This is a genomic window from Humitalea rosea (assembly GCF_003253705.1).
In the GTDB taxonomy this organism is placed as follows: Bacteria; Pseudomonadota; Alphaproteobacteria; order Acetobacterales; family Acetobacteraceae; genus Humitalea; species Humitalea rosea.
Genome location: NZ_QKYU01000001.1, coordinates 259,957 through 277,393 on the forward strand (window position 1 = coordinate 259,957; position 17,437 = coordinate 277,393).

General features: G+C 74.0%; 3 protein-coding genes. All 3 read right to left on the bottom strand.

All coding sequences use genetic code 11. The features are described from left to right. Nucleotides 1-5: 5 nt before the first annotated feature. Genes C8P66_RS01160 through C8P66_RS01170 form a run of 3 tightly spaced genes read right to left on the bottom strand, consistent with a single transcriptional unit; the run spans nt 6 to nt 16,943 of the window. Nucleotides 6-2,999 (bottom strand): CHAT domain-containing protein, encoded by a 2,994-nt coding sequence (locus C8P66_RS01160; protein ID WP_111396297.1) that lies wholly within the window; start codon nt 2,997-2,999, stop codon nt 6-8. A 3-nt stretch (nt 3,000-3,002) separates the two neighbouring features. Continuing rightward, nucleotides 3,003-15,143 (bottom strand): two-partner secretion domain-containing protein, encoded by a 12,141-nt coding sequence (locus tag C8P66_RS01165; RefSeq protein WP_111396298.1) that lies wholly within the window; start codon nt 15,141-15,143, stop codon nt 3,003-3,005. Between the two features lie 21 nt (nt 15,144-15,164). Then, a complete protein-coding gene (locus C8P66_RS01170) occupies nt 15,165-16,943 on the bottom strand; it encodes a ShlB/FhaC/HecB family hemolysin secretion/activation protein (protein ID WP_158537054.1) in 1,779 nt (592 codons plus the stop codon). Nucleotides 16,944-17,437 lie beyond the last annotated feature (494 nt).

The following is a 17,437-nucleotide window of genomic DNA, read 5'->3' on the forward strand; positions in this document are numbered from 1 at the left end:
GCAGCCTACAGCCGCGCGGGCATTTCCGCAGCAGCGGAACGCACCGGTGTGGCGACTTCACGGCGGCCATCGCCCAAAAGGGCGAAAGGCGCCCAATAATACGGGTGGGCATAGGCCGCGGGAAGCCGCCGCCCGGCCTCGTCCAGCAGCAGCTGCTGCGCCCCCTGCAACGCCGCGGCGGAGGAGGCGCCCCCCGCCTGGCGCCGCAGCGTATCGGCGACGATCAGGGTCGCGGCGGTGTCATCCACCGCCCAATGCGTGATCATCAACCCCCGTGCCCCGGCATAGAAGAAGGCGCGGGCGAGGCCCGACAGCGCCTCGCCGCCGCCCGCCCCGCCGGGGCCGCCGGTGTTGCAGGCCGACAGGATCACCAGATCCGCATCCAGCTTCAGCCCCAGCACCTCGGAGGCCGTCAGGAAGGCCGCGCTGGCATCCGCAGCACCCGCGGGGGTGGAGAGCACGATGGTCGGCTCCGGCAGGCAGGACAGCTCGCCCGGCAGCAGCGCATGGGTCGCGAGATGCAGAATGCGCGCCTGGTCCAGCCGCGCCGTCAGCAGCGCCGCCTTGGTGGCTTCGGGGCCGAGGCGGATGGCGTCCGGCGCAGCACCCAGCAATTGCCCGGCGATGCTCACCTCCGCCCGCGTTCCCGGCAGCCGCCCAAGGCCCGAGGCGAGCCGCGCATCCTCGGCGCAGCGATCGGGGGGGAAGCTGTGGGCAAGCTGCGTCGCCGTCGCCGGCACGAAATCGCCGAAGCCGGCATAGGGCAGGGGCGCGCTGCTGCCCGCCGTCGCCGCGCGCAGGGAGACGAGGGTCTGCGGCCCCGGCACATGCTCCAGCGCGAAGCGGCGGATCAGCCAGGGGGCGGCGCCGAGCGCCGCCGGATCGGCGGGCCCGGTCAGCAGCATCCCGAAGGGCAGCGAGAGCAGCGGCCCGTCGGGCGCGACGACAAGGCGCGTCGCCCCGGCCAGCGCCGGCTCCAGCGGGCCGAGCAGCCCGTCATACAGCGCCCGCGCCGTGGTGACATCGAAGCGCCCCGGGCCGCTGGCCCCGGCATTGGGCGCGGTCGCCTCGCGCAGGGTGCCGACCATGCGGGCGGCCGTCGCCTCGTTCAGCCCGGTGCGGGCGGCCATGACCCGGTCCCGCAGGATGGCGAAGACATAGCCGTGGGTCTCGCCCAGCAGCATCGTCACCATCGCCTCATCCGGGCCCAGCACCCGCTGCACCGCCCCGGCATCGACGCTGGCCAGCAGGAGCTGGCGGAAGCTCGGCGCGGCGGCGGCGACCTCGGCCTCCGCCTCGCCTCGCTTGCCCTGCGCCTCGGTGATCCGGCGGTCGAGCTCGGGGCCGGGCGTGGTGCCGGCATCGCGCTCGGTGAACAGCTGGCGCATGTCACGCTCGGCGTCCTGGAGCTTGCGCACCGCCTCGGCCACGCGCGGATCGCCCGAAGCCGCCCCGAGGCGGGCCGTCGCCTGTTGCACGAAGCGCACCGTGCCGCTGCGCTGGGCAAGCTGGGCGGCGCCGAACATCTCGATCTGGAGCGCCGCGCGATCGGCGCCGGAGCGCGCCGCCTCGGCGGCCAGCGTGTCCAGGTAGGGCATCACGACATTGCCCGGCAGGCTGATCTGCCGCGCCCGCAGGATCGCCGCACCCGAGCGGAAGGCGCTCAGCGCGCCGGCGGCATCCTCGCTCGCCGCCCGCTGCTGCCCGACCAGGAACAGCGTCACCGCCTCCGGCCGTTCGCCGGGCGCGGCGATGGCGAAGCGGGCGGCGGCGAGGTTCAGCAGCCGGGCGGATTCGCTGGCGCGGCCGGCACGGATCTCGGCCTGCCCCGCGGTGCGCAGGGCGCGGCCCGTCAGCATGTTCGCCTCCAACCCGGCGCGGCGCAGCAGGCTGCGGCCCTCGGCGACCGAGGTCGCGGCATCCTCCGGCCGGCCCAGCCGGGCGAGCACGATCCCGCGCGAGCGCCGCGCCTCCGCGAGGCCGAGGATCGCCGATTGCGAGACCGGATCGGCCAGCACCACCAGCCCGTCGCTGCGCTCGCCCTCCACCAGCCCGCGCGGCAGCAGCGTCGCATAGCGCGCCTCGGCCTGGTTCAGCAGCGGCAGCGCCGCCGCCGGATGGCCGCCGTTCAGCGCGTGCAGGGCGCGGTAATGCAGCAGCCGCGGCACCGCGACCGGGTCGGCTGCACCAGGGGCCAGGGCATCGGCGCGGCGGAACAGCACCTCCGCCTCCGCCAGCCGGCGCTGGTTGGAGAGGTTCAGCGCGAGATGCATCAGCGGCGTGACGGTGTTCGGATTGCCGGCGCCAAGGGTGCGTTCCTGCACCGCCAGCGCCTGACGATAGGCTTCCTCGGCCGCACCGAAGGTCTCGGCCTGGTTCAGTTCGAGCCCGAGCGACATCAGCTCGTCGAAGCGGCCGACCTCGCTGGCGCCGAAGCTGCCGGCCGAAAGCCGCGCCACGGCGAGTTCCAGCGCCTCGGAGCGCGCGCCGGTGCTGGCGGTGCTGGTCTGCCCGCTGGCCAGGCGCTCGATCACCGGGACCACGGTGGAGACGCCATCGGCCAGCACGGGGCCGCGCGGCCCCTCGATCACCATCGCGACCTGCGGCCAGCCGCCGGCCTTGCGGGTGCAGGCGAGCAGCAGCGCCCGGGCGCCCCCGGCAATGCTGGTGGCGGTGGGGGCGGCGCAGACGTAGCGCTGGTCCACCCAGGCGCGCCAGGCGCCGCCGCTGGCCAGCGCCTCCAGGCTGCCGGCCCCGCCCGGCAGATCGACCAGCCGGGCCGCGGGCTGCGTCCAGCCGCCGCAGAAGACCTCACGCGTTTGCAGCGGCGTGGTGTCGGTCGGGATGGCGCGGCCGGTCTGCACCGTGCAGGCCTCGCCGCGCGCATCCTGGCCGGCGGCGGTCGCGGTGACGGTGCCGCTGCCGGCGACATAGGCGCTTTCGGGCGGGGACTGGCAGGCGGCGAGCGCCAGCAGGAGGAGGAGGCCGGGGGCGCGCATGGCTCAGTAATCCTCCTCGGCGATATTCGGCAGCAGCGCGTCGGGATCGCGCGGCGTGGGCGCCAGGCGCAGGTCGGGGATGCTGGTGAGCACCACCGGCAGCGGTTGCAGCACCGCCAGCGTATTGCAGGCGGTGGCGCCGATGACGCAGGCGTTGAAGCGGTAGAATTGCTGCGAGCCCGGCGTGAACAGCCCCGTCGTCAGGAAGCGCGAGACATCGCCGCGCGTCGCCGACAGCCCGCCCTCAAGCCCGCCGAGGTTGCCGGTGAACTCCGCGGCCCCGCTGCCGCCATGGATGCCGAGCCGCCCGGCATCGATCGTGCCGGAGGATTTGCCGCCATCGATCAGCAGGAAGATCGCGCTATCCCCCGCCGCGACATTCAGCACCACCTCGCCGGCCGGGCGGACATCGGCCACCGGGGTGAAGGCGCTGGGCGAGGTCCGCGTCGCGACCTGGGTGCCCTGTTCCTGCGGCCGCCGCCCGGGCACGTCGGGCACCGCCGTCGTGGGCAGCGCGGTATAGGCATCGGCGCGCTGCCGGGTTTCGGTGACCAGCACCGGCAGGCGGGTGACCTGCTGCGGGGTGATCGTCAGCAACCCGGGCATATAGATGCCGCCCCCGGCGGCGAGGAAGGCGCCGGTGCCGAGCGCCATGCTGACAGGCGCATCGAGGGTGATGGTGCTGCCCACGGCCCCCGGGCTGCCCGCCACCGCCTCCACCACATCGGCGGTGAACCGGCTGTTGCCGAGGCGCAGCGTGTCGCGCGCCGTCATGCGGAACACCCCGCCGGCACGGGCGGTCAGCGCCTCGATGCTGGTGGTCTGGCCCGACAGCACGGCGGAGGTGCCGAGCGTGAAGGTCACGCCATTCACCGTAAGGTTGCCGCCCGCCAGGGCCTGGACGACATCGGCGGTGAAGCGGCTGTCGGTGAGGGTGATCGCGCCCCCGGCGCTGAGCCCGAAGGTGCCGGTCGCGATCCCCGTCAGCCGGGTCGCGGTCAGCGCCTGGCCGGCATCGAGGGTGACGGTGATCGGGTCCAGCGTGACATCGGTGAAGGTGAGCCCGCCCGCGGCCGAGATCGACAGCGTCTTGGCCGCCGAGAGCGAGGCATTGCGGAACTCCCCCGCGCCGCCCGCCGCGAAGCGCGCATCGCCGCCGTTGGAGGTCACGGTGTCATAGGCCATGGCCGCGCCCGAGGTCGCATCGAGCGTGGTCGAGCTCAGGGTCGTGCCGGTCAGCGTCTGCGCCCCCCCGGCCGCGAGTTGCAGCGTGCCGGCGGCAAGGCTGCTGCCGACCAGGCCGAAGTCGCCCGCCGATGCGATCCGCAGCCCGCCGCCGGAGGTGGCCACAAGCTGGGTCCCGGTGAAGCCCGCGCCGGAGGAGACCAGCCCGGAGCTGCCGAGGGTCAGCCGTACCCCATCCAGGGCCAGCCCACCCCCCGACACCGCCTCGAAGCCCGCGGCGGTGATGGTGCTGGCGGCGAGCCCGAGGCCGCCCCCGGCGCCGAGCCGGAAGCCGCTTGTGGTGGTGGCGGTGAGGCGCGTGCCCGCCAGATCCTGCCCCGCCGAGATCGCGGCCGCGCCCGCATCCAGCCCGGTATCGGTGAGGGTGAGCCCCGCCGTCGCCGCGATCGTCAGCGCCTCGCTGGCCGTGAGCGAGGCTGTGCGGAAAGTGCCGGAGCCGCCCGCGGCGAACCGCGCGGTGCGCCCGCCGGCGGTGACGGTATCGACCGTGAGGTCGCCGCCCGCCGCCGCATCCAGCGCGGTGGTGGTGAAGCGGTCGCGGGTCAGCGTCTCAGCCCCCCCGGCCGCGAGTTGCAGCGTGCCGGCGACAAGGGTGCTGTCGCTCAGATCCAGCCCGCCCGCCGATTGGACCCGGAGCAGCCCCGGCGCCGTGGCCGTCACCCGGCTCCCGCTGAAGCTTGCGCCGGAGAGCAGCCCGGAATTGCCCAGCGTCATCTGGACCCCATCCAGCGCCAGCGCGCCGCCCGCCAGGGCCTCGAAGACATCGGCGGTGAAGGCGCTGGCGGTCAGCCCGACGCTGCCCCCGGCGCTGAGGCGGAAGCCGCCCGAGGTGGTGCCGGTGAGGCGCGTGCCCGCCAGATCCTGCCCGGCCGCGGCCAGGACGGTGCCCGCATCCAGCACCACATCGGTGAAGGCGAGGCTGGCCGCCGCCGAAACGGTCAGGCTGTCGCGCGCCGCGATCCGCGCGCCGGCAAAGCGGCCGGCGCCGCCGCTGGTCAGGGAGGCATCCCCGGCCAGGGCCTGCACCGTCGCCGCCCCCAACGTCATCGCCCCGCCGGCATCCAGCGCCACCGCGCCGGTGGCGCCGGTCACGGCCACGCCATCGGGCAGGGTCATCGCGCCATCGGCGCGGATCACGAGGCCACCGCCGCCCGTCACCGGGCCGGTCACGATCAGATCCCCGGCCGAACGCAGCGTACTGGCGCCCCCGGCGGTGAAGCTCGCAAGCTCGGAGATGCCATTGGCATGGCCGCCGAGCGCCCCCAGCGTCACCGCCCCCGTGGCGGCGACCGAAAGGCGTGGCGCCTGGATATCCGCCCCCGCCGCCGCCTGGGCGATGGTGCCGCCGTTCAGCACCAGCACGGGGGCCGCGATCAGCCCCGCATGCTGGGTCAGGCTGCCGGTACCGGTCAGCGTCGCGGTGCCGCCGCTGGTGGCGAGGCTGCCGCTGCTGGCGAGGTCGCGCCCGGCGGTGACATCGAGCCCGGTCGCGGCCGAAAGCGTCGAGGCCCCGGCCAGGACCACATCCCGGTCCGCCGCGAGGCTGAGGCCGCCGCTGGAGGAGATGGTCGCGGCGCCGGCGATCGCATCGCGCCCGGCATCCACCACGACGCTCGCGCCGGTGACGCCGGCGCCCGCATCCAGCCGCGCATCCTGCCCTGCCTGGATCGTGGCACTGGCGCCGGTGAGGCTGCCGCCCGTCACCACGGCATCCGTGCCCGCCAGCAATTCCACGGCGGTGCCGGCGATGCTGCCGGTGAGGGTGGCGGAGCCGAGGTCGGCGGCGGCGGTCGCGGTGTTCAGCGCGGTCAGGCTGCCGGCGATGAGGAGATCGGCATCGGTGCTGCGCAAGGTCGCATTGCCGCCGGCGCTGGCAGCACTCTGCGCCGCGGCCAGGGTCAGATCGGCGCCCGCGCCGCTCGCGATGATGGCCAGATCCCCGCCTGCCTGCAGATCCGCCGCCAGGGTCAGCGCGCGGGTCGAGGTGAGGCTGACGCCGCCCGTGGCCAGAAGCCCTTCGGCCAGGCTGGTGCCCGGCGCGCCATCGGCGGTCCGCCCCACCACACGGTCGATCTGGTTGGAGCCGTCCAGCGCGATGCTGGTCCCGCTGGCGGCGAAATCGCCAACCATGATGCGGCCGCCGGTCTGCGAAATCCCGGCCCCGCTGCGCAGTTCGAGCCGCTGCACACGCTCCCCGGGAATGGCGCTGGTGGCGTCGGTCGCGGCGTCGCGCAGCCCGGCATCGCCGAGCACGGTGATCGCGCCGGCGGTGTCGGCGCCAATCCGCAGCAGGGCGATGGGGGAGGCGGCCTCCCCCATCGCGGCCAGTTCGGCGGTATCCAGCGCCAGCCCGGCGGTATCGAGCCCGCCGCCGAGCAGGATGGCGCGGCCATCGCTGCGCGGCCGCAGCAGCACGGTGCCGCCCGGCGCCCGCAGCGTGCCCGCGCCGGCCTCGATCGCCAGCCCATCGGCGGTCAGCGCCAAGGTGCCGCCGCCCGCCATGGCCAGGGCGAAGCCACCCGGCCCGCGATCCAGCCGCAGCGGCCCGGCGCCGCCGACCGGCATGAACCGCGCATCCAGCAGCGGCACGCCCGAGGCATCCGCCAGCCCGACCGCGATGGCGGTGTCGCCCCCGGTCGCGAGATCGGTGATGCGGCTGATGCGGTTGCCGAGCGCGGTCAGGCTCACCCCGCCCGCGATACTGCCGGAGAGGGTCGGGGTGCTCAGCGTGCCGGCGGCCTGGGTCACGGCTTGCCGCGTGCCATCCGCCGCGATGCCGGTTTCCAGCCGCAGTTCCGCGACGCGGGCCGAGGTCGCATCCGACACCGCCACATCGCCGCCGAGGGTGATCGCGCCCGTGCCGGTGCCCGGCGTGGCGCCGGCCAGGCCGATCTGGAGCGTGCCGGCGCCGCCGCCGCTGTGGCGGGTATCGACCTGGGCGATCTCGGCGGTGGTCAGCGCGAAGCCGGTGCCGGTGGCGCCGAGCAGGATGGGGGCCGTGCCATCCTCGGCCAGCGGCGCCAGCAGCACGGTGCCGCGCGAGGCCATCAGCCCGGCGCCCAGCTCCAGATCCGCGGCGCGCAGCTCCAGCCGGCGCACAACGCCCGCATCGACGGCGACGCTGGTCTCGCCGCCAACCGAAACCTGCCCGGTCACCGACAGCAGCGGCACGCCGCTGGCCAGGCGCAGGACCACATCCTCATCCTGGCCGATCCCGGCGCCCGCGGTGAGCGAGGCCCCGGTGCCGAGGCCGAAGCGCGGCGCCAGCACCTGGATCTGGTTCGCCGCCAGCGGCAGCAGGATATCGCCGGTCGCGGCGCCGGCCAGACGGGTCACGGTCAGCGCGCCGGCCTGAGAGATGGCGGACCGCGCCGCATCGCCCTGCGCGCCGGCATAGAGTTCAAGCTGGCGCGCCGCCCCGGTCACGTCCGTGGCCGCGACGATGGTGATCGCCCCCGCCGTGACCGGCCCCGCGCCAAGAACCGTCTGGGAGCCGCCGATGGCCGCGAGGCCGGTGCCGTTGCCGGCGATCACCTGATCGTCGCTGGCGCCGATCCGCAGCAGACCGAGGCCGGGGCCGCCGGCGTTGCTGGTGTCGATCCGCGCCAGGATGCCGGCATCGATCAGCAGGCTGGAGGCCTGCGCCCCGCCAAGGGCGACGGCCCGGCCGCGCGTGCGCGGGGCGATCTCGACCGTGCCGAACGTGCCGCCCAGCGACAGCGCATCCGCCGCGGCCCCCGAGGGCGCCGAGACGGTGCCGTTCAAGGCCAGCGTATCCGCGACCAGCGTGATGCGGCCGCCGACCGGCACGGCGAGGCCATTGGTCCCGACCGTCAGGGTCCGCCCCGCCGCCTGGGCGAGGGTGAGGCTGCTGCCCGGCACCGCGCCCAGCACGCGGGCCGAGACGCTGCCGATCTTGTTGTCGGCGCCAAGCCAGATCGCGGCGGTGCCGGCGGTGGTGACCTGGGCATCGAGGTTGGTGACGGTCAGCGCCGCCGTGCGATCCCCGGCGATCGCGTCGGATTGCTCGATGCCCACGCCGGAACGCAGCACCAGCGTCTCGGCATTGGGCGTGAAGCGGCCAAGGCGCAGCATCCCTGCCGTATCGGAGCCGAGGGTGAGGGTGGTGCCCCCCGTGACCGGGGTGCCGAACTTGCTGGCGGGGGCATAGAAAGCGAGGTGCCCCAGCTCCAGCGGCGTCAGCGACAGCGCGCTGCCGGCGGCGGGCTCCGGGATGCGGCCGATCGACAGCGCCTGCCCGGCCAGGATCGGGCGCAGGGCGATGGCGCTGCCCTCGGTGCCGATCTCGGCGCGGAGGTCGAGGTCATCCGCCGCGACCGTGATGGTGCCGCCGCTGCGCAGGCCAAACCCCGCGCTGGTGCCGGTGATGCGCGGCGCGGCGCTGCCCGAGGCGGCCCCGGTCGAGGCGTCATAGCCCTGCACCAGCGCGCCCCCGGCGCGGCCGAGCCGCAGCGCGATATCGCCCCCGGCGAAGAGGTCGCGGACCACCGCGATGTCATTGTCGGCGGCGGCCAGCGCGACCTGCCCGCCGATGCTGCCGGACAGGGCACGCGCGCCGATGGCCGCGCCATTGGTCTGGGAGAGGTCGCCCGCCGCCTGCAGCCGCAACTCTCCGGCATCGGGCAAGGTGACGGCCTCATTCACCCGGATAGAGCCGGTGGAGACGAGGAGGGTGCGGCCGGGCAGCGCGGTGCCGGCGGGCGCCAAGCCGGGCAGGGCGCCCAGCGTATTGATCTGCGCGAGTTCGGCGGCGGAAAGAAACAGCCCGACCTCATCGGCCGTGGCGCGCGAGCCGAGCACCACATCCGCGACGCCGGTATCCAGCCGCGCGATCCGCAAGGTCCCGCCATTGGTCGAGACCGCCGCCTGGAGATCCAGGTCATCGGCGGTCAGCGTCACGCTGCGCCCGGCGCCGGTGACGATGGCATCCCCGGCCCGCGCCCCGGCGGTCTCGATCGCATCCGCATCGGCGATGACGGTGCCGGCGGCACCACCCGTGGCACGGATCGCCCCGGTGACGAGCAGCGCGCGATCCGCCTCGGTCGCAAGCCCGGTGGCGAGCGTGGTGGTGAACACGATATCGCCGCCGGCCAGCAGCGCGGTCGCGGCGTCACCCCCCATCGCGGCGCCGAGCAGCGGCGAGGTCGCGCCCACCGCCGCGAGGCCGCGGATCAGGTTGCCGGTGCCGCCCAGCGTCACCGCGCCATTCGGCGCCAGGGCGGCAAGCCGCCCGGCGGCGATGCTGCCGGCCGATTGCGTGATCGCGCCCGCGCTGGCGCGCAGCACCACCTGGCTGGTCGCGCTCCCGGCCGCCAGCGCGCTGCCGAGGGCGGCGGGCGCGGTCAGGTCGGCGGCGAGGTCGAGGCTGCCGGCGGCAAGCTCGATCCGCCCGAGGCGGGAGGCGATGCTGGCATCGCCACGCAGCCCCACGCTCAGCGTGCCGGAGACGGTCAGCGCGGCGGCGCCGTTGCCGAGGCCGAAATCGGCCTCGCCCAGCGCGGTCGCGGCGGTGCCGGCGCGGAAGCCGGCCAGCGTCGCGACGCTGGCGCTGTCGATGACGCTGCCCTTGCGACTCTCGCCGCTCAGTGTGGAGACAATCAGCGTGCCGGTGGATTGGCTGATGCGGCCGGTGGCGGTGCCCTCGACGCCGGCGAACAACTCCAGTCGCCCGACGCGGCCAGTGAAATCGGCCCCCGTGCCCAGCAGGATATCGCCGGCCGTGCGCGGCCCCGATGCCGCCGCCCCGGTATCGCCCAGGAAGGCCTCCTGCCGCCCCAGCGAGAAATCCGTGGCCCAGAGCGCATTGCCGGTGACGGCGCTATCCGTGCTGCGCCCGATGATCACGCGGGCGCTGGCATCGCCGGCATCGCCGAGGGCGGCGGCCAGCGTGGAGGAGATCACCAGCCCCGCCGGGGTGCCGGCATCGCCCAGGGTCACGCCGCGCCCGGCGGTGACCGGCAGCAGCTCGATATCGCCGCCGGGGGCGGAGACCAGCGCGGCCCCGCTGGCGGTCATGGTGTCGGCGACCAGGGTCACGCGGGAGGGCACGGCGCCGGTGCCGGCCCGGATCGTGCCCGTCACATCCAGGGCTTGGCCGGGGGCGAGGCGCAGGACGATCGGCCCCGCCGCCGTCATCCCCCGCACCGAAAGGCTGGCATTGTCGGCGCCAAGCCAGATGTCGCCGGTGTCCGAGGTCGCGCTGAGGGCGGTGACGGTCAGGCCGCCGCGCGTGCCGCCGGCGCCACCGGCGCCGCCGGTGCCGGCCGCCTCATCGGCGACGGTGCCCGAGAAACCGCGCTGGCGGATGAAGCCGCGCGCCGCGAGGGTCAGCAGCCCCGGCGCGCCCGCGCTGCTGAGGTCGATGTCGCCGCTGTACTGGCGGATGCTGCCGGCGCGGATGCCGGCGGCCGAGGGCGCCTCGCCAACGACCAAGGTATCGGCGCGCACGGCGCCGAGCAGGGCCGCGCTCAGCGCCAGCTCCTGCGTCCCGTCATAGGCGGTGACGTCGTCGATTCCCCCGACCCGGGCCAGCGCCACATGCCGCCCATCCGTCGCGGGTGCCAGGTTGACGGTGCCGCCCGGGGTGCTGATCAGCCCCTTGTTGTAGGCGATGCCATCGGCGACCAGCTCGATCCGCCCGCCGCTGCGCGCGGTCAGCCCACCGGCCGTGAGGCCGAGGGTCACATCATCGTTCAGCAGCAGCCCGGCCGCGGCGGTCCGCAGCACCAGCCGGTTCTGCGCATCGCTGGTCGCGGCCCGGCCGGCGGCAATGCGGCCGAGGCTGGAGAAGGCATTGTCCCCACGGTCCAGCAGGATCTGCGCGGCCGCCGCGAGATCCATGCTGCCGGCAACGCTCACCGCCGCCGTCTGGGTGATGGCGCTGCCGGAGGTGACGTTCAGCCCCGCCGCCGTCCGCACGCCATCCAGCACCACGTCCGGCGCATCGATCGTCAGGTCGGAGACGCCGGCGACGCCGGCCGGCCCGGTCCGCACCGTCAGCCCGGCATCGCTGCGCAGCGCCACCGCGGCGCGGGCGGGCAGGCTGCCGGCGGTGACGGTGGCATCCGCGATGAGATTGCCGGCCTGGGTCAGGGTGGTTGCCCCGGCCGAGACCGTGGTCAGCACCGTGGCGCCGCCCGGCGCGGAGAGCACGCCGGTGGCGCTTTGGGTGATGGTGCCGGTGGTGGCCTCCAGGCCGATGCTGGCGGCGATCTGCGGTCCTGAGATCAGCAGGCTCGGCCCTTGCAGCCCGATCGCCTGGGGATTGCCGATGCCGCCCGCCGCCAGCGCCAGAGCGGTCAGCGCGGTCGAGGAATGGACGGAGAGCGAGCCGCCGCTGCTGCCCGTGACACTGCCGATGCGGTTGGCCGCATCCTCCAGCACCGCGCCGGCGGCGGTGGCGATGGTCAGCGCCGTCGTGCCGGTGGGCGCGAGGCCGGTCAGCGCCTGGGTCTGGGTCAGCGTGCCTGCCGTCGTGGTCAGCGTGATGCCGGGTGCCGCGATGCCGGCGAGGCCATCGACGGTGCCGACCACCAGCGCCCCGGCGGTGAAGCCGACGCTGGCGATCGCATCGGCCGCGACCTCGGTGGTGCCGGTGGTGGTGATGGCGATGGTGCCGCCGAGGGCCGTGGTCTCGGCGCGGATGGCGGCGATGGCATTGGCCTGGCCGAGGGCGATCGCGCCCGTGGTCAGCGCGGTCAGCCGGTCGGCGGTGATGGTCCCGCCCGACTGGGTCAGGCCCGTCGCCTCCACGCGCAGGGTCTGGGCGGCGATGGTGCCGGTGGCATCGATCCCGCCCGCCAGCGCGCGCAGCGTCAGCGCCGCGCCGACATCGGCGCCATCGAGGAAGAAGGCCCCGCTCTGCGTGTAGCTCGCGGCTCCGGTGCTGTTGAGGCTGAGCCGAGAGACCGCATTGGTGGCCGAGGCCGCGGTGAAATCGACGCTCCCGGCCCGGGTGGCGCCGCCGGACAGGCCGCGCGTCAGCAGGCTCGTCGCCGTGAGGCTGCCGGCCACCGTCTGCGCGATCGCGCCATTGGCGTGCAGCGACAGGATGGCGGCGGTGACCGGGGCCGCGATGTCGATCGTCGTCGCACTTGCGAGCAGCACATCGCCGGGGGCGGCCGCGCGGCCGAGCGCCGCGTTCACCGCGATGGCCCCGCCGGAGACGAGCTCGATCCGCCCCGCGACCGCGGTGGCGGAGGGCTGGAAGGCGGCGGCCACGGTGACCGAACCGCTGGTGACCGGCGTGCCGATGGTGGTCTCGCCGATCCGCAGCGTGGTCGCCTCGACATTGGCCTCGATCTGGGCGGGATCGATCTGCAAGCCGCCGGCCGCGCCGATGGTCACGGCAGAGCCGGCGGTGTGCGGGCCGATCTCCAGCGTGCCCGCGGTGGTCACAAGCCCGCCGAGGTCCAGCGCATCGCCGCGGAGCGAGAGGGTGCCGCCCCCGGTCGAGCGGATCGCCGTGTTGCCATTGGTGCCGGTGACGCTGCCGATCACGAGGCTCGACGCATCCAGCGCGATCGCGCCGAAGGCCTGCACCCCAAGGCCGCCGGCCCCGCTGTCCTGGACCGTCAGGCCCGTGCCGGCGGATAGGGCGATGCTCGTCGCGGAGGCGCGCGTCACCATCATGGCGCCGGAGGTCGCGACGTTCAGCGTGCCCCCGGCCTCGGCGAAGAGCGTGCCGATGTCGTTGCCGCTGTTCGGCAGCAGCAGGTCGGCGGTGGCCGAGGCGCGCAGCGCCGTGCTGCCCGAGGCGTTCAGGAGCGCGACGCCGAGGATCTGCGTGATGCTGCCCGCGGTCGCGGTCAGCGCAATCGATTCTGCGAAAAGCGAGCTGGTGCCATCGACGATCCCGACCGCCAGCGACGGCGCGGTGAGCGTGATGCTGCCATCCGACGCCGCCTGAACGCGCCCCAGCACCAGGTCGCGCGTCGAGGCGAAGGTGAGTGAGCTGGGCAGGCTGCCCTGGTTCCGGAAGCGCTGCACGTCATTGGCTTCGGGCAGGTCGATGAGGCCGAAGGCCTTGACCACGAGCGTCCCGGCGGTGACCAGCCCGCCCGCGGTCTGCGTCAGGTCGATGAAGCCGGTCAGATCGACGCTGGCCCCGGCCTGGCCGACCGGCCCGGACAGCGTGAGGTTGCCGGCCGTGGTCGCGAGGGTCACCACCGGCGCAACCGCCCGCAGGACGTCGAGCGTGCTGCCGTTGTTGAAGGTCAGCCCCTTGGTGGCGATGGCGTCCAGGCTCCCGATGCGGTTGAGCTCGGGCAAGTTGACCAGGGTCGCGCCGCCGGTGCCGCCGGTGCCACGGATCGTGAGGGTGTCAGCCGAGATGATGGCCCCGGCCGCCTGGGCGATGTTGCCCCCGGCGAAGAGCTGCAGATCGCCATCCCGCGCGACGGGCGCGCTGAAGGTGATGTCGTTGGTTGCTTCCAGCCTGACGGTGGCGACGCCCGCCGCGCTCACCAGCGCCGCATCGACCTGGGTGACGCCGGCAACCCCATCGGTCGCCGCGACCACGCGCAGCCCGGGCTGATCGACCGGCACCGCCCCGCCCCCGGTGGCGACGACCTCGATGCTGTCGGGATCGAGCAGCAGGGTGCCGCCGCGCCCCTGCGGTGCCGTGACATCGACGATGGCATCGAGGGTCATGCCCTTCTGGCCCGACAGCTCGACGAAGCCGCCATCGCCCCCCGAGGGGCCGCCGCGCGCGGAGAAGATGCCTTCGGCCTCGGTGGTGGTGGCGGCATTGACGGCGATGGTGCCGCCGGTGCCCGCGACCGTCGCATCCGCCCGCACCACGGCGCCGCGCGCGACGCGGGTGCGGCTGCCCATGCGCTGGTTGCGACCGACGCCGGTGGTGCCGATGTTGACCCGGCCGCCGCCTGTACCGCCCGAGACATCGACGCGCGCCGTGGCATCGAGGCTGGTCGTGGTGCTCCCGCGGAGTTCGACGCTGCCGCCGCGCTGGCCGGCGCCGCCGGTCGCGGTGACGGTGCCGCCGACGCGCACGCCCCCGCCCTCGGCGCGGATCGCGACCTGGCCGGTGCGGCCATCGACGGTCTCGGCGCTGGCGCGGCCGGTGTGGCGGACCAGATCCTCGACCAGCCCCGAGGCCGCATGTGCCGAGATCAGGATCGAGCCGCCCGCGGCATCGATGGTGCCGCTGTTGGTGACCAGCGCCTGGGCGCCATTGGGCGCGGTGCGGACGGCCTGGGTGACGTCGATCGAGAGCAGCCCGTCACCCGCCAGATCCAGCGCGAAGGCTTCCGCGCCCTGCAAGGCGACGCGGCCGAGGCGCGCATGGATGGTGCCGCTGTTGGAAACACCGGGAGCGACCAGGGCCGCGATGCCGCGTTCGGCGACGGTGATGCTGCCCTGGTTCTCGATCCGCGCGCCAGGGCGTCCGGGCTGGTCGAAGACCATCCGCCCGCCCATGAAATTCTCATTGGTGATGTTGGCGGTGGAGGCGATCAGGCTGGCGATGTTGACCTGCGCCGTGCCGGTGAAGACGACGCCCGACTGGTTGACGATGGCGATGCCGCCATTGGCGGTGATGCGCCCGGCGATGACCGAGGGATCGGGCGCATTGACCCGGTTCAGTGTCCAGGAGGCGGCGTTGGGCTGCTGGAACTGCACCGCCTGGTTGCTGCCGACGTTGAAGCTCTGCCAGTCGATCGCGGCGCGGTTGCTGCCCTGCTGGATGGTTGTGGTGGTGGGGTTCTGCGAGATCGCCGCCTGCCCCGAGACGACGATGCCGCCGGTCGGCGCGGTGTTCGGCGCGATGCTCTGGCCAAGGGCGGGGGCGATGGCGATCGGCAGCAGGGCCGTGGAGCCCAGCAGCCAGACCCGGGTGCGGCAGAGATCGGACTGGGCCATCGCGGACTCCTCGGGTTCGGCTCAGAACCGGGCCAGGAAACGGGTATAGACGGCCTGTTCTTCGAGCGGGGGCAGCGCCTCCGAGCCCGCATCGACCCGGCGGCTGACGCGTTTCACGCCCTCCAGCTCGAACTGATAGGATTCGTTCAAGGTCAGGCGCAGGCCGAGGCCGAAGGAGGAGACGCGGCGGTTGGGATCGGTGTTGTTCTCGAAGGCACGCCCGAAGTCGCGGAAGGCGTAGAGCTGCGAGGCGATGGTCAGCGGGCCGAAAGGCGTGTCAGGGATCTCGAAGCGGCGATCGATCTGCGCCTCGAACGAGGCGCCGATGGCGCGATCCCCGGTGACCTGCCCGGAGTAGAAACCGCGGCCCAGCCGGTTGCCGCCGAAGTAGAATTTCTCGGACGAGGGCAGCACGTCATCGCTCCACTGCCCGGCGACGCTGGCCTGGAGCGACAGGCTCGCCGCGTCATCCAGCAGGAACAGCGGCTGGTTGCGGGTGACGTCGAAGTTGACCTTCTGGAAGCCGAAATCGCTGCCGGGCCGGCCGGCGGTGACGCTATTGGCCCCGGTCGCGCCGAAGGCCTCAAGCCCGCGGCTGACGCGGATCAGGCCGAAGCTGCTGGCCTGGGGCAGGAAGGGGATGACGCTTTCCAGCAGGGAGCCATCGAGCGCCAGGCGCAGCGCCCGCACCGAATCATAGGATTGCCGCGCCTGGAAGGGGGTGAAGCCCTGCTTCACCTCGCTCTCCAGCGCATCGAGCCCGGCGCTGACGTTCAGGTTCACCGGCCGTGAGCGGATGATCGGATAGATCAGCGCGGCGCCCAAGACGCGCGTCGCGCCGGCATAGCCGTTCTGGGCGAGGCTGCCGTCCGGCCGCGCCCGCCCGGCCCCGGCGTAGAGCCGCATCCGCAGCCCGGAGCCGCCGATGAAGAACTCCTCGCTGACCTGCCCGAAGCGCTGGGTATCGCTCTCGGACTGGTACAGCGCGAGTTCGGTGCGCTCGCCGAGGGAGGTGAAGGAATTGGCCGAGATCGCGCCCAGCACCTGCCAGGGGCCGGTCAGCTCATAGGCGCGGTTGTCGGTGGTGACATAGCCGCTGACACTGCGGCGGGAGACCTGCGCCACGAGTTGCAGCGCGCCCGGCTCGCCGGCGACCGGGCGCAGCAGCCCGCGCACGGTGACGCCGGGGATGTCGGAGGCGAGCAGCAGCGCCCGCTCGATCGCCGCCCCGGTCAGCGGGCGGACTTCCGTCAGCGGGTTGAGGAAGCGCAGCACCTGGGTGCCTGCCGGGCCGATATCGCCCTCCAGCTTCACCTCGGAGACATAGCCCTCGACCACGGTGAACCGCAGTTCGGCGCCCCCGGGGGCCGGGGCGCCGGGGGCCGGGGCGACGGAGGCGTTGACGGCGGCGAAGGGATAGCCCGCCTCACGCCAGATCCGCAGCAGGTCGAGCCGCGCCTCCTCGATGCGGGAGAGCGGGATGGTGGCGCCCTCCAGCCCCTCCACCGCCGGGCGCAGCCGGGCGGCGGGGATGGTTTCCGAATCGGGCAGCACCACCCGGCCGATGGTGATCCGCTGCGCCGCACCCGGCCCGGTCTGGGGCACCAGCGGCGGTGGGGCGATCGAGGGCGCGAGGCTCGGCGGGGTGGTGGGCGCGAGGCGCTCGATCGGGCTTGCCGTCGGTGGCGCGGGCGCTGTCTGCGCACGCGCGCCAGCACTGAGCGCGGCCAGGGCGAGGACGGCGACCCAGGGGAGGGGGTGCGTCGCCCATTGCCCGGCTGCTGACAGCCGAGACGACATCCGCCGAACCGACATCCGCAGCGCCATGACCAACCCTTTGAGTAACACTTGCACAACGTAACATCCTGTCGCCGGAGCGCAATCGCCAAGCAAAACACGATCGCCAAGTCCTGGCCTCTCGCCAGTTCTGGCCATCTGTTGCGATGCGGCATTCAGCCTCCATGCGGTGCCGTGGTCATGGCCGGGCCGCGCTGGGCGTCGCGGATTTTTCATCCTTGCCGTGGCGCGGTGCCGTCGGGCGGGGCGGGCGGCCGCGTCCGGGCGATGATGGTTTCATGACATGGTTTCATGACGCGGCTTCATGACATGAACGCAACAATTATGCCTCGGCCAATCCATCGCCGGTGACGGCCCCGCCGCCGGGGGGCAGGACAATAAATCGATTGTTACCATCCTCGGGTGTTTCGACGGCGGATTCTTGTCTTCGCTTGCAAGCCGGCCACGGTCCAGGCATCAATGGGTCACTGGGTCACTGGGTCACTCGAGGCCGTGGC

Coding starts and splice junctions, on each gene's coding strand:
- C8P66_RS01170 (WP_158537054.1), bottom strand. CDS start 16,943: ATGTCGTCTCGGCTGTCAGCAGCCGGGCAATGGGCGACGCACCCCCTC.
- C8P66_RS01165 (WP_111396298.1), bottom strand. CDS start 15,143: ATGGCCCAGTCCGATCTCTGCCGCACCCGGGTCTGGCTGCTGGGCTCC.
- C8P66_RS01160 (WP_111396297.1), bottom strand. CDS start 2,999: ATGCGCGCCCCCGGCCTCCTCCTCCTGCTGGCGCTCGCCGCCTGCCAG.